Source organism: Pseudomonas sp. GW821-FHT02C04 (assembly GCF_059421845.1).
Genome location: NZ_JBWKVT010000007.1, coordinates 101,349 through 114,656, shown reverse-complemented (window position 1 = coordinate 114,656; position 13,308 = coordinate 101,349). Strand labels below are relative to the sequence as shown.

Annotated in this window: 10 protein-coding genes; 6 read left to right on the top strand and 4 right to left on the bottom strand. The window is 61.0% G+C overall.

From position 1 onward, the window contains the following. Positions 1–7 precede the first annotated feature (7 nt). Positions 8–2,602, top strand: coding sequence for a hypothetical protein (locus tag AC07VV_RS23405; RefSeq protein ID WP_495037600.1), 2,595 nt, complete (start codon positions 8–10; stop codon positions 2,600–2,602). 42 nt (positions 2,603–2,644) lie between these two features. Here AC07VV_RS23405 and AC07VV_RS23400 read toward each other — a convergent pair whose 3' ends face one another. The 4 genes from AC07VV_RS23400 to AC07VV_RS23385 all read right to left on the bottom strand — a co-directional run bounded on the left by AC07VV_RS23400 (position 2,645) and on the right by AC07VV_RS23385 (position 7,011). Beyond that, positions 2,645–2,929, bottom strand: coding sequence for a YceK/YidQ family lipoprotein (locus AC07VV_RS23400; protein ID WP_495037599.1), 285 nt, complete (start codon positions 2,927–2,929; stop codon positions 2,645–2,647). Further along, positions 2,922–3,554 (bottom strand): flavin prenyltransferase UbiX, encoded by a 633-nt coding sequence (ubiX, locus tag AC07VV_RS23395; protein ID WP_495037598.1) that lies wholly within the window; start codon positions 3,552–3,554, stop codon positions 2,922–2,924. Before ubiX ends, AC07VV_RS23400 begins: the two co-directional genes overlap by 8 nt. Further along, positions 3,551–4,900 carry a UDP-N-acetylmuramate:L-alanyl-gamma-D-glutamyl-meso-diaminopimelate ligase gene (gene mpl, locus AC07VV_RS23390; protein WP_007958628.1) on the bottom strand — a complete coding sequence of 450 codons (1,350 nt, stop codon included), beginning with the start codon at positions 4,898–4,900 and terminating at the stop codon, positions 3,551–3,553. Before mpl ends, ubiX begins: the two co-directional genes overlap by 4 nt. 194 nt (positions 4,901–5,094) lie before the next feature. Next, entirely contained in the window at positions 5,095–7,011 is a 1,917-nt protein-coding gene (locus AC07VV_RS23385) for a sigma-54-dependent Fis family transcriptional regulator (RefSeq protein WP_495037597.1), read from the bottom strand. A 299-nt stretch (positions 7,012–7,310) separates the two neighbouring features. On the opposite strand from AC07VV_RS23385, the gene exaC reads away from it, so the two are divergent. The 5 genes from exaC (at position 7,311) to AC07VV_RS23360 (ending at position 13,301) form a co-directional block, all read left to right on the top strand. After that, complete coding sequence (gene exaC / locus AC07VV_RS23380; protein WP_495037596.1) at positions 7,311–8,831, top strand: acetaldehyde dehydrogenase ExaC; 1,521 nt, start codon at positions 7,311–7,313, stop codon at positions 8,829–8,831. A 204-nt stretch (positions 8,832–9,035) separates the two neighbouring features. Next, entirely contained in the window at positions 9,036–10,406 is a 1,371-nt protein-coding gene (gene eat, locus AC07VV_RS23375; protein WP_495037595.1) for an ethanolamine permease, read from the top strand. Positions 10,407–10,499: 93 nt separating this feature from the next. Further along, on the top strand, positions 10,500–11,894 hold the full coding sequence (locus AC07VV_RS23370) for an ethanolamine ammonia-lyase subunit EutB (protein ID WP_495037594.1): 1,395 nt from the start codon (positions 10,500–10,502) through the stop codon (positions 11,892–11,894). Then, positions 11,891–12,724 (top strand): ethanolamine ammonia-lyase subunit EutC, encoded by an 834-nt coding sequence (gene eutC / locus AC07VV_RS23365; protein WP_495037593.1) that lies wholly within the window; start codon positions 11,891–11,893, stop codon positions 12,722–12,724. The genes AC07VV_RS23370 and eutC overlap by 4 nt, the downstream gene beginning before the upstream one ends. Positions 12,725–12,839: 115 nt before the next feature. Further along, positions 12,840–13,301: a GNAT family N-acetyltransferase gene (locus AC07VV_RS23360; RefSeq protein ID WP_096820770.1), complete on the top strand. Its 462-nt coding sequence runs from the start codon at positions 12,840–12,842 to the stop codon at positions 13,299–13,301. The last annotated feature ends 7 nt before the right edge of the window (positions 13,302–13,308 follow it).

The following is a 13,308-nucleotide window of genomic DNA, read 5'->3' as shown; positions in this document are numbered from 1 at the left end:
ATCCTTGATGGCACCGCAAACAAAAACGTCCAAAGGCACCAGTAAACCCCATCCCACTCTCGAAAGGTCGACACCAGAAACTCCATTGGTGCCACATCAGGGCATCTCGGGAGCTAATCGATCCGTAGAAACAGGCACCACAGTCCGCCCTTCAGAGACGCCAGAGGCGCACTCTTCAAGTGACACCTTGTCTGCGATACAGATTCAAGACTTGATCAATCCGGTCGGAAACAGTCAGGAAGGTTTGGCCAGCAACTCTCGCTCGACCGAATCGATCCGCCACTATGAGCTGCCGACACAGGTGCGAAATCTACTGCCTGCCGTCAATACAGAAGGATTGCGCGTCCACAGGGGGCGCATCTATGCCGAGGTTCAGTACACCACGACCTCGACTGTCATGGTGGCCTGGGACGAAGGTCTCGGGACCTACCGAGCCATGCGCCCACAGGAACTGCAGCCTTCGGGCCCCATCCTGCACTTCGACGCAGAGAGAAACACCTGGCGGATCAGCGAGCCACAGAATGCCGGTCATACCATCGACTCGACGGTACACAGACAGGCAGACAACCCCAACGATAACCCGGCACAGACACCCCAGCCCCAGTTACAGGGGCCGGCCCAGACGCAACCGGACAATGCAGTGATATACGTCGACACCCAACACTACGTCTGGAACAAAGACGCCATCAACCACCATGGCTATGTGGTTCTGCACCGAAAAATGCGCCGGGACGACTCGGTCGGCCCCCTGCTGCATCAAGCATTCCTGGACGATAGCGGATCGTTTGTCAGTGTTGAGCCTTCCGCCTCGCGAATCGATCAGCCAGCCGAACTATTGCCTGCCTGGACAGACCGCGACATCTGGGATCTCTACGGCATACAGGGCACAGAAATCACCCGATTCCGCACCGAAGCGCACAGTACCGGCAAGAAACCTCTGTGGGCGACCGTTCGGGCGCAACGGATGGAGAACGCCTACCTGTTTGACGAGCTGTACCGCTGGTCTGGCCTGGTGATGGAGCGCGACCTCTTCAACAGCCTCCTGAACCATCAGAACCGCACGCCCGCCCAATGGGCAGAGCACCTCCAATCCGTCAACTTGCACCGCAGCACATCTGGCCCGCAAACGCCGTTGCCAAGCCCGCCGACACTCGACTCGCCATCTCCACGTCCTTCAACACCCGAGATGTCCAGGACCGCGGACGCCACGCTTGCGTACGGTGATCAGCGTTACTACACCTGGGATCTCGACAAGTCGAATTACCATGGTTATGTCGAGATGCAGCGCAAGCCAGGCCTGGATGACAATCATGGACCGCTCACCCAACTGGCATTTCGTGAAGGTGCCAGCCTGACTGTCGTCAAACCCACCGGTTATCCGATCTATAAAGAGACCCTTCTGCGACCCTTCTGGCGGGACATCGATATCTGGAACCTTTACAGAATCGAAGGACCAGACATCGTGCGCTTTCGTCAGGACGTTGCGCTTCATCAGAAACCGCCTGCCTGGGTCAAACAACGGGAATATCCTTCCCAGCGCGAGCAACTAATCGATTTCATGAGGCTGTGGACCAATCCTGATTCTCCCCTCAAATCACGAGAGCAAATCCTCGCCCGATTCCAACCCTACAATCTTTCCGTTCAGCAACTGGAGCGATTGTGCAAAGAGCTGTCGCCAACAGGTCAGTTCAAGAGTCTGATCAATGATGAGGTGCCCGTGTGGGTCAGGACCCATCAACATCGCACCCGGCTGGTAACCAACGAAAAACTCTTCGATCCGTTTCTGCCGGAAATCGATGCTGAAATCATCCAGCTGAGAAATCAGGGAGAAGGTACCAGCCTGCTGAAGGCCAGTCTGACCGAACCCTTCTTTCAAGAATTGCTGCGCCTCAGCGGCTTCAAACGCAACAAGCACAATTATCTGTACAGAACCGACATTCCCGCCGTGTTCAAAGTGGATGACCGGACACCTTTCGAAATAGCCCGGCCCGCTGCCATGGTCCCACGCGTGGTATCGGCCGTGGGCGCCACGAGCGAGATACCCGTCAGTGCAATGTTCAGCCTCAAGACCGCCATGGATTTTGCAAATGAAACCAGGGGAGTGACAGGCAAGGAACCGTCACAGACAACCAGCGGCACTTCGACGCCCCACGCTCAGCGCATCCGGTTTTGCTACTTGCTCGACACCCGCAATGTGGAGGTCGTTGCGGGGCAGGATAATCGCGTCTACAACCCGACGCGTCTCGACCGAAGCCCCGCGGAAGGCAAAACATGGTTCCCGAGCATGAGGATGGAGGGACATGTTTCGATGTCGTCGATCGGCTTCACGTCGAGGCGCGTCTGGCTGGTCAACTCAGGGATGACCCGTGCGGCGACAGTGGAAGATATCCATTTACAGGCGCTGACACACGCCACCGGATCACAGCAGAACCCTGCCGACGCCATCGAGGCCCGCACTCGGGCAGGAGAGTTGAACCGGGACGAATATGACGCGTTGATCGATGAAGTGGCGACAGCCGGCAAACGCATTATCGAGTTGCCGGCAGGACAGGACATTTTCTCCGACGACATCGTCTTTCCGCCCGAAACGATCACGCTGTAGGGCGTTTCAAAGGCTCGACCCAGTGGGTCGAGCCTTTGATTTTCATAGTCCGCCAGTCGCCTGAAACCCTACGCCGATCACCGTCAGCAACGACAACGGCAACAACAGCGTATCGAGCAACGCACTGGCCGGCAGATCCACTCCGGGATAGCTCGGCGCCTCGGCTCCGAATCGGTCCATCGCGCAACAGCCACCGTTCATGGCGTACAAGTCCAGCCGAGTGCCGGAATACACCACCGGCGCGCCGGGCTTGGCGGCATCGAGCGTGCGCGCCGTGGCGCAGCCGGTCAGTTGCAGCGCCAGCGCTATCGCCAGCAATTTATTCATCGCTGCTCAGATGGTGCTCGCCCCAGCGTGGCAGCATGTCCTGGGGAATGCCCAGCAGATTGAGAATCCGTGCCACCACAAAATCGATCAGGTCGTCGATGGTCTGTGGTTGGTGATAAAAGCCCGGCGAGGCTGGCAGGATAGTCACGCCCATGTTCGACAACTTGAGCATGTGCTCCAGGTGAATGCTCGAATACGGCGCTTCGCGCGGCACCAGAATCAACTGACGACGCTCCTTCAACGTCACGTCTGCCGCGCGTTCGATCAGATTGTTGCAGGCGCCGGTAGCGATAGCCGACAAGGTGCCGGTCGAACACGGAACCACCACCATGGCGGCCGGGGCACCGGAACCCGAGGCGACTGGCGACATCCAGTCTTCCTTGCCATACACGCGGATCTGCCCGGCGGCGGCGCCGGTGTATTCGGTGAGGAACGCTTGCATCAATTGCGGCTTGGCCGGCAGCGACACGTCCGTCTCGGTGGCCATCACCAGTTGCGCGGCCTTGGAGATCAGGAAATGCACTTCGCGATCCTCGCGCACCAGGCAATCCAGCAGGCGCAAGCCGTACTGGGCGCCGGACGCACCGGTCATGGCCAGCGTGATGCGTTCCGGGCCGTTGCTCATTTCAGCGCCTCGGCGAGTTTGCCGTGCAGGCCGCCAAAGCCGCCGTTGCTCATGATCACCACGTGAGTGCCGGGCTGGGCCTGGCTCTTCACGCGCTCGATGATGCCTTCCAGCGAATCGCTGACAATCGACGGCACGGTGCACAACGCGGCAGTGCCAGCCAGGTCCCAGCCGAGGTTGGCCGGGGCGTACCAGATCACCTGATCGGCATCGACCACGCTGTCCGGCAAGCCGTCACGGTGGGCGCCGAGCTTCATCGAGTTGGAGCGCGGCTCGATGATCGCGATCAACGGTGCGTCGCCAATGCGTTTGCGCAGGCCGTCGAGGGTGGTCGCAATGGCGGTCGGGTGGTGGGCGAAGTCGTCGTAGATGGTGATGCCGCGCACTTCCGCGACTTTTTCCATCCGGCGTTTGACGCTCTTGAACGCGCTCAACCCGGCGATACCCATCGACGGTACAACACCGACGTGACGCGCGGCGGCCAGAGTCGCCAAGGCGTTGGCCACGTTGTGCTGACCTGTCAATTCCCACTCGACCACACCTTGGGACACGCCTTCGAACATCACTTCGAACGCCGAGCCGTCGTCTTTCAGCAACTTGACCTGCCACTGACCGCCGGCACCGGTGGTTTGCACCGGGGTCCAGCAGCCCATCTCGATCACGCGCTGCAAGGCCGGTTCGGTGGTCGGGTGAATCACCAGGCCTTCGCTCGGGATGGTCCGCACCAAGTGATGGAACTGCCGCTCGATGGCTGGCAGATCAGGGAAGATGTCAGCGTGATCGAACTCAAGGTTGTTGAGGATCGCGGTGCGCGGACGGTAATGGACGAACTTCGAGCGCTTGTCGAAGAACGCGCTGTCGTACTCGTCGGCCTCGATCACGAAGAACGGCGTGCCGCCCAGACGCGCCGACACCGAGAAGTTCTGCGGAACGCCGCCGATCAGGAAGCCCGGACTCATGCCGGCATGTTCCAGCACCCAGGCGAGCATGCTGCTGGTGGTGGTCTTGCCGTGAGTACCGGCAACCGCCAGCACCCAGCGACCTTGCAGCACATGGTCGGCCAGCCACTGCGGGCCGGAGACGTACGGCAGGCCTTTGTTCAGCACATATTCCACCGCCGGATTGCCGCGGGACATGGCGTTGCCGATCACCACCAGATCCGGTGCCGGATCAAGCTGCGCCGGGTCGTAGCCCTGAGTCAGCTGAATGCCTTGGGCTTCAAGCTGGGTGCTCATCGGCGGATAGACGTTGGCATCGGAGCCGGTCACGTGATGGCCCAGCTCTTTGGCCAGAACCGCCATCGAGCCCATGAAAGTCCCGCAGATACCCAGAATATGAATGTGCATAGTCGACCTCGTAAAACATGGCCGCAGGTTAGCGCAGGGAGGGGGAAATGGCACTCTTTAGCTGAACACCCGACCTTGATCGTTCCCATGCTCTGCGTGGGAATGCGGTGCAGGACGCTCTGCGTCCAAAAGCAGACGCGGAGCGTCCGGGGAGGCATTCCCACGCGGAGCGTGGGAACGATCAGGAGGGGGATTCAGGCGGTTCGGGCGATCCCGTGCTTGCGCAACTTTCTATAGAGCGTATTGCGGCTGACGCCCAGTTGCTGCGCCGTGTGGGTCATGTGCCAGCGTGTGTGCTCCAGCGCATTGAGCAATGCCAGCCGCTCGGCATCTTCCAGCGGCTGTCCGGATGACGCTTCATCGACTTTGACCAGCAGCGGCTGCACCTGCCGGAACATCGCCGGCAAGTCCTCCAGCCCGATCCGCCCTTCATCGCACAACGCCGCCAACGTGCGCAGCACATTGCGCAACTGCCGCACATTGCCCGGCCAGTTGAAGCCCAGCAACGCCTGGCGCGCCGGTTCTTCGATCAGGATCGTTTCACCGCCCGCCTCTTCGGCCAGCAGGAAATCGAGCAACTGCGACTTGTCACTGCGCTCGCGCAACGGCGGCAGCGCCACTTCCAGCCCATTGAGCCGGTAATAAAGGTCTTCACGGAAACTGCCGTCGCCCACCCGCTCCAGCAAATTGCGGTGAGTGGCACTGATGATCCGCACGTTGACCGCTTCCGGCTCGCCGCCGATCGGCACCACTTGCCGGTCCTCAAGCACTCGCAACAGGCGGGTCTGCAGGGCCAGCGGCATGTCACCGATTTCATCGAGGAACAGCGTGCCGCCATCGGCCTGCTGCAACTTGCCGCGCATGCCGTCCTTGCGCGCGCCGGTGAAGCTGCCACCGCGATAGCCGAACAGTTCGCTCTCGATCAGGCTTTCGGGAATTGCCGCGCAGTTGAGGGCAACGAAGGCTTTGCCGGCGCGTTGACTGGCGCTGTGCACAGCCTTGGCGAACGCTTCCTTGCCGGAGCCGGTTTCGCCATTGATCAGCAGTGGAACGTCACGCTCGAACACCCGCAAGGCCTTGCGGAAATCCGCTTGCAGTCCGGCGTCGCCCAGACAAATGCCAGCCAGGCGTGGCGCCTCGGGAGCCTGAGATTTCGGCAAGACGATGGATGGCTTGCGCGCCTCGCCGCGCAGCACCGCGAACAGATGCCGTCCGTCGCGGGTGCGCAACGGCCAACTGGCGCTGGCATTGGCACTCGCACGCCCGAGCAATTCATCCAGCGAACAATCGAAAAACGCCTCCACCGGTTTGCCGAGCAAGCCGCCACGAATATGTCCGAGCAGGTTCAATGCGCTCTGATTGACCGCACTGATCCGCCCTTCCCCGTCAAACGCCAGCAGCCCCTCGCTGAACAGCCCGACAGACTCGGCCTGGAGATGGAATCGCAACAACCATTGGTTATCGAAACAGCGCAGGAAGTAGCAGCTCTCGATCATCTTCGCCGACAGATTGACCAGCGCCATGGTGTGGAACTGGCTCTGGCGCGAGACGTCATGCCGCGCAGAGGAAACATCGAGCACCGCCAGCAGTTCGCCGTGCGGGTCGAACACCGGGCTGGCCGAGCAGGTCAGGCCGGTGTGACGGCCGCGAAAGTGTTCGTCCTGGTGGATGGTCAGGGCCTGACGTTCCACCAGGCAGGTGCCGATGCCGTTGGTGCCTTCACAGGCCTCGCTCCAGTCGGAACCGAGCCAGAGGCCGGCGCGTTCGAAGATCTTGCGTTCGGCGGGGGCGGTGACGCAGTTGAGGATTACCCCTCGCGCGTCGGTCAGCAGTACCGCGTGGCCGGCGCCGGAGAGTTGCTGATGCAGGCTGCTCATTTCATTACCGGCGATCTGCAACACCTGTTGCAGCCGTTCGCGGCTTTCGAGGACGCGACCGTGTTCGAGCACGGTCGGTGCCATGGTCAGGGCCGGGTCGAGGTGATAGTCCTCAAGACAACGCAGCCACGAGCGGGCAATCGACGGGTCGGCACCGGGGCCGTGCAGATGCGGTTTGCCCTGGGTGACGGTGAGAACCTGTTGGGCATGGCGACTCAAATGGTTGTCGTGCATTTCTTATTATTCTCCCCGGGGCTCATCGGCCCAAGCGTGAAGTGGTGCCCAGCATCCTCCAGCCAACCGGTCTTTGCAATGCTGGCAAGACCGCTCGGTCACAGGTTGTGCCAGAAGCGGTACAAACTGTCACCCGAGCTGTACCGATACCGTCACAGGCGCTTGCCATTTGTCCGACAGGAATCACGCAAGGCCTTGATTTACCTGACCTGTACGGCGGTGGCCCGACCTTTGCTCTACGCTTATAGCAAGCGCTCATGCGCGTCTCTCTGATAAGTACAACAGCCAAGGAGAACATCATGCGTTACGCTCACCCCGGTACTGAAGGCGCCAAAGTCTCGTTCAAGAGCAAGTACGGTAACTACATCGGCGGCGAGTTCGTCGCGCCTGTCAAAGGTCAGTACTTCACCAATACCTCGCCTGTAAATGGCCAGCCGATTGCCGAATTCCCGCGCTCCACTGCCGAAGACATCGACAAGGCACTGGACGCCGCTCACGCCGCTGCCGATGCCTGGGGCTCGACTTCCGCCCAGGCCCGCTCGCTGATCCTGCTGAAAATCGCCGACCGCATCGAACAGAACCTCGAACTGCTGGCGATCACCGAAACCTGGGACAACGGCAAAGCCATCCGCGAAACCCTCAACGCCGACATCCCGCTGGCCGCCGACCACTTCCGCTATTTCGCCGGGTGCCTGCGCGCCCAGGAAGGCAGCGCCGCCGAAATCGATGGCAACACCGTTGCCTATCACATCCATGAACCGCTGGGCGTGGTCGGCCAGATCATCCCGTGGAACTTCCCGATCCTGATGGCCGCGTGGAAACTCGCCCCGGCCCTGGCCGCCGGCAACTGCGTGGTACTCAAGCCTGCCGAGCAAACCCCGCTGGGCATCAGCGTGCTGCTGGAGCTGATCGGCGACCTGCTGCCACCGGGCGTGCTCAACGTGGTGCAAGGGTTCGGCAAAGAAGCCGGCGAAGCCCTGGCCACCAGCAAGCGCATCGCCAAGATTGCCTTCACCGGCTCGACCCCGGTCGGCTCGCACATCATGAAATGCGCCGCCGAAAACATCATTCCGTCCACCGTGGAACTGGGCGGCAAATCGCCGAACATCTTCTTCGAAGACATCATGCAGGCCGAGCCGAGCTTCATCGAAAAAGCCGCTGAAGGTCTGGTGCTGGCGTTCTTCAACCAGGGCGAAGTCTGCACCTGCCCGTCCCGTGCACTGGTGCAGGAATCGATCTACGACGAATTCATGGCCGTCGTCATGAAGAAAGTCCTGCAGATCAAACGCGGCGACCCGCTGGACACCGACACCATGGTCGGCGCCCAGGCGTCCGAGCAGCAATTCGACAAGATTCTTTCGTACCTGGAAATCGCCAAGGGCGAAGGTGCCGAACTGCTGACCGGCGGCAAGGTGGAAAAACTCGAGGGCAATCTATCGACCGGCTATTACATCCAGCCGACCCTGCTCAAGGGCACCAACAAGATGCGTGTGTTCCAGGAAGAAATCTTCGGCCCGGTGGTGAGCATCACCACCTTCAAGGACGAAGCCGAAGCCCTGGCGATTGCCAACGACACCGAGTTCGGCCTGGGCGCCGGCCTCTGGACCCGCGACATCAACCGCGCCTACCGCATGGGCCGCGCCATCAAGGCCGGTCGTGTGTGGACCAACTGCTACCACCTGTACCCGGCGCACGCCGCGTTCGGCGGGTACAAGAAGTCCGGCGTCGGCCGTGAAACCCACAAGATGATGCTCGACCACTACCAACAGACCAAAAACCTGCTGGTGAGCTACGACATCAACCCGCTGGGCTTCTTCTAAAAAACCGAGGGCGGTGCCGAGATTTCGGTACCGCCCTTTTCATCCCGATGACAACTCCCTGGCCTGGCCGCTCTGGCACGGGCCTTGCGTACCCGTCATTCAGGATTTGCGTGAACACTGCCGCTGCGTGAACAGCATCCACCCACTCAACCGCTGCACCCGAAAGTCCAACAGATCGAACAATAAAAAAGACAGAGAGGACTTATGACTTCCACCACACAGCTCAAACCCACACTCGGCACCCTGCATCTCTGGGGTATTGCCGTCGGCCTGGTGATTTCCGGCGAATACTTCGGCTGGAGTTACGGCTGGGGTACGGCGGGAACCCTGGGTTTCCTGGTCACGGCCCTGATGGTCGCGACCATGTACACCTGCTTCATCTTCAGTTTCACCGAACTGACCACCGCGATTCCCCACGCGGGCGGGCCGTTTGCCTACAGCCGTCGAGCGTTCGGCGAGAAAGGCGGATTGATCGCCGGGATCGCCACGCTGATCGAGTTCGTGTTCGCCCCGCCGGCCATCGCCATGGCCATCGGCGCCTATCTCAATGTGCAATATCCGGAACTTGACCCGAAAGTCGCGGCGGTCGGCGCGTATTTCGTGTTCATGACCCTGAACATCCTCGGCGTCAGCATCGCCGCGACCTTCGAACTGGTGGTCACCGTGCTCGCCGTCGCCGAACTGCTGGTGTTCATGGGCGTGGTCGCACCGGGTTTCAGCTTCAGCAACTTCGTGCTGAACGGCTGGTCGGGCGCCAATGAATTCACGATGGGCTCGATTCCCGGCATTTTCGCCGCCATTCCCTTCGCAATCTGGTTCTTTCTCGCCATCGAAGGCGCGGCCATGGCGGCCGAGGAAGCCAAGGACCCGAAACGCACGATTCCCAAGGCTTACGTCAGCGGCATCCTGACCCTGGTGTTTCTGGCCATTGGTGTAATGGTGATGGCGGGCGGCGTCGGCGACTGGCGTCAACTGTCGAACATCAACGACCCGCTGCCACAGGCGATGAAAGCGGTGGTTGGCAACAACTCGAGCTGGATGCACATGCTGGTGTGGATCGGCCTGTTCGGGCTGGTGGCGAGCTTCCACGGGATCATCCTCGGCTATTCGCGTCAGTTTTTCGCACTGGCCCGGGCCGGTTATCTGCCGAAAAGCCTGGCCAAACTGTCGCGTTTCCAGACGCCGCACCGGGCGATTCTGGCCGGCGGCGTGATCGGCATCGCGGCGATCTACAGCGACGGACTGGTCAACCTGCAAGGCATGACCCTGACGGCGGCGATGATCACCATGTCGGTGTTCGGCGCCATCGTGATGTACATCATCAGCATGCTCAGCCTGTTCAAACTGCGCAAAACCGAGCCGAACCTGGAACGCACCTTCCGCGCGCCGGGCTATCCGGTGGTGCCGGCCATCGCGCTGTTTCTGGCGGTGGTGTGCCTGGTGGCGATGGCCTGGTTCAACACGCTGATCGGTTGTGTGTTCCTCGGGTTCATGGCCGCCGGTTACCTGTACTTCCAGCTGACCGCCAAGCAACGCTCCGAAGCCCCGGCAGACGCTATGCTCGAAGGTATCTAAAAAGCTATCTAGAAAGTTATCCGAGTTGCACCGGCACCGGGCCCAGGGCTCGGTGCCTGCACTAAAAGCATTCATTCAGGAGGAACGCGCCAAATGGCCGCATTTGCCCATACCGTCGGCGCCCAGACCTATCGCTTCGACAGCCTGAAAGACGTGATGGCCAAGGCCAGCCCGGCGCGTTCCGGGGATTTCCTGGCCGGCGTCGCTGCGCTCAACGATGGCGAGCGAGTCGCCGCGCAAATGGCGCTGGCCGACATCCCGCTGACACATTTCCTGCAGGAAGCACTGATTCCTTACGAATCCGATGAAGTCACCCGACTGATCATCGACAGCCACGACAAGCAGGCCTTCGCGGTCGTCAGCCATCTCACCGTTGGCGGCTTCCGCGACTGGCTGCTGAGCGAAGCGGCCGACGAGTCCAGCCTGCGTGCCCTGGCCCCTGGCCTGACGCCGGAAATGGTCGCCGCTGTGTCGAAGATCATGCGCGTGCAGGATCTGGTGCTGGTGGCGCAGAAAATCCGCGTCGTCACGAAATTCCGAGGCACCCTCGGCCTGCGCGGGCGGTTATCCACAAGGCTGCAACCCAATCACCCGACCGACGAACCGTCCGGCATCGCCGCGAGCATTCTCGACGGCCTGCTGTACGGCAACGGCGACGCCATGATCGGCATCAACCCGGCCACCGACAGCATCGCCTCGATCTGCGCGATGCTGGAAATGCTCGACGCGATCATCCAGCGCTACGACATTCCGACCCAGGCCTGCGTGCTGACCCATGTCACCACGTCTATAGAGGCGATCAACCGTGGTGTACCGCTGGATCTGGTGTTCCAGTCGATTGCCGGCACCGAAGCGGCCAATGCCAGTTTCGGCATCAACCTGAATATCTTGCAGGAAGGCTATGACGCCGGGCTGAGCCTCAATCGGGGCACGCTTGGGCAGAATCTGATGTATTTCGAGACCGGCCAGGGCAGCGCGCTGTCGGCCAACGCCCACCACGGCGTCGATCAACAGACCTGCGAAACCCGGGCCTACGCCGTGGCGCGCCATTTCAAACCGTTTCTGGTGAACACCGTCGTAGGATTCATCGGCCCGGAATACCTCTACAACGGCAAACAGATCATCCGCGCCGGCCTCGAAGACCACTTCTGCGGCAAGCTGCTCGGCGTGCCGATGGGCTGCGACATCTGCTACACCAACCACGCCGAAGCCGACCAGGACGACATGGACACCCTGCTGACCCTGCTGGGCGTGGCGGGGATCAATTTCATCATGGGCATCCCCGGCTCCGACGACATCATGCTCAACTACCAGACCACTTCGTTCCACGACGCCCTCTACGCGCGTCAGACCCTGGGCCTGAAACCGGCCCCTGAGTTCGAACAGTGGCTGGCGAACATGGGCATCTTCACCCAGGCGGACGGCAAGGTCCGCTTTGGCAACAACCTGCCGCCGGCCTTCCGCCAGGCGTTGGCGCAACTGGGATGAGTCAGATGGAAAAACCGCCCGTCGATCCACAGAACCCCTGGCTTGAGCTGCGCCGCCTGACCCCGGCGCGGATCGCCCTCGGCCGCACCGGCACCAGCCTGCCGACCCGCGCACAGCTGGATTTCCAGTTCGCCCACGCTCAGGCCCGTGATGCGGTGCATTTACCCTTCGACCACGCCGGACTCAGTACCCAACTGGGCGAACGCCAGCGTGACAGCCTGCTGCTGCACAGCGCGGCTGCGGATCGCAACAGTTACCTGCAACGTCCGGATCTGGGGCGCAAATTGAGCGATCAATCGGCGCATACCCTGCGTGAATACGCCTTGGCGCATCCGGGCGGCGTGGATCTGGTGATCGTCGTGGCCGACGGCCTCTCGGCACTGGCGGTGCATCGGCATACCCTGCCGTTTCTCACCCGTCTGGAAGAACAAATGGTCGCCGACGAATGGTCGACCGCGCCGGTAGTGCTGGTAGAGCAGGGCCGAGTGGCGGTTGGCGATGAAATCGGCCAGTTGCTGGGCGCCAAAATGGTCGTGATGCTGATCGGAGAGCGCCCCGGCCTCAGCTCGCCGGACAGCCTCGGTTTATATTTCACCTACAATCCTAAGGTCGGCCTCACGGATGCCTACCGCAATTGCATCTCCAATGTGCGGCTGGAGGGCCTCAGCTATGGCATGGCGGCCCATCGCTTGCTGTATCTGATGCGTGAAGCCTGTCGGCGACAGCTGTCGGGCGTCAATCTGAAGGACGAAGCGCAGGTTCAGACGCTGGAATCGGAAGCCGGTGCAGATATGAAGAGTAATTTCCTACTCGATCCGCCCCCAGCCTGAACCGTTTCCGCATTGCGTTTCTGCGCCGGTTTCAGGCAGGATCGATGCACGGCCGCACGGGTTTCCCATCGCCGTCAGAGCAGTTGAAGACAGCCACTTGAAGACGAGACCTATCATGCGGATTATTCAAGCGACCCTCGAACACCTGGACCTGCTGGCCCCGCTGTTCGTCAAATATCGCGAGTTCTACGGTTCCCTGCCCTATCCGGACTCGTCCCGGGCATTCCTTGAAAAACGCCTGCGGCGCAAGGAATCGGTCATTTACCTGGCCCTGGCCGATGACGACGACAAGAAGCTGATGGGGTTCTGTCAGCTCTACCCGAGCTTTTCCTCGCTGTCGCTCAAGCGTGTGTGGATCCTCAACGACATCTACGTCGCCGAAGACGCCCGCCGCCAGCTGGTCGCCGACAACCTGATCCGCACCGCGAAGAGAATGGCCAAGGAAACCCAGGCCGTGCGTATGCGCGTATCCACCAGCAGCAACAACGAAGTGGCGCAGAAAACCTACGAATCCATCGGGTTCAAGGAAGACACCGAGTTCAAGAACTACGTGCTGCCGATCAGCGACGAACTCTGATTTTTTC

Bases quoted from the DNA above. Each gene is read 5' to 3' on its own strand.
- AC07VV_RS23370 (WP_495037594.1), top strand. From the start codon at position 10,500: ATGGCCGCATTTGCCCATACCGTCGGCGCCCAGACCTATCGCTTCGAC.
- exaC (WP_495037596.1), top strand. From the start codon at position 7,311: ATGCGTTACGCTCACCCCGGTACTGAAGGCGCCAAAGTCTCGTTCAAG.
- AC07VV_RS23405 (WP_495037600.1), top strand. From the start codon at position 8: ATGGCACCGCAAACAAAAACGTCCAAAGGCACCAGTAAACCCCATCCC.
- ubiX (WP_495037598.1), bottom strand. From the start codon at position 3,554: ATGAGCAACGGCCCGGAACGCATCACGCTGGCCATGACCGGTGCGTCC.
- mpl (WP_007958628.1), bottom strand. From the start codon at position 4,900: ATGCACATTCATATTCTGGGTATCTGCGGGACTTTCATGGGCTCGATG.
- AC07VV_RS23360 (WP_096820770.1), top strand. From the start codon at position 12,840: ATGCGGATTATTCAAGCGACCCTCGAACACCTGGACCTGCTGGCCCCG.
- eat (WP_495037595.1), top strand. From the start codon at position 9,036: ATGACTTCCACCACACAGCTCAAACCCACACTCGGCACCCTGCATCTC.
- eutC (WP_495037593.1), top strand. From the start codon at position 11,891: ATGAGTCAGATGGAAAAACCGCCCGTCGATCCACAGAACCCCTGGCTT.
- AC07VV_RS23400 (WP_495037599.1), bottom strand. From the start codon at position 2,929: ATGAATAAATTGCTGGCGATAGCGCTGGCGCTGCAACTGACCGGCTGC.
- AC07VV_RS23385 (WP_495037597.1), bottom strand. From the start codon at position 7,011: ATGCACGACAACCATTTGAGTCGCCATGCCCAACAGGTTCTCACCGTC.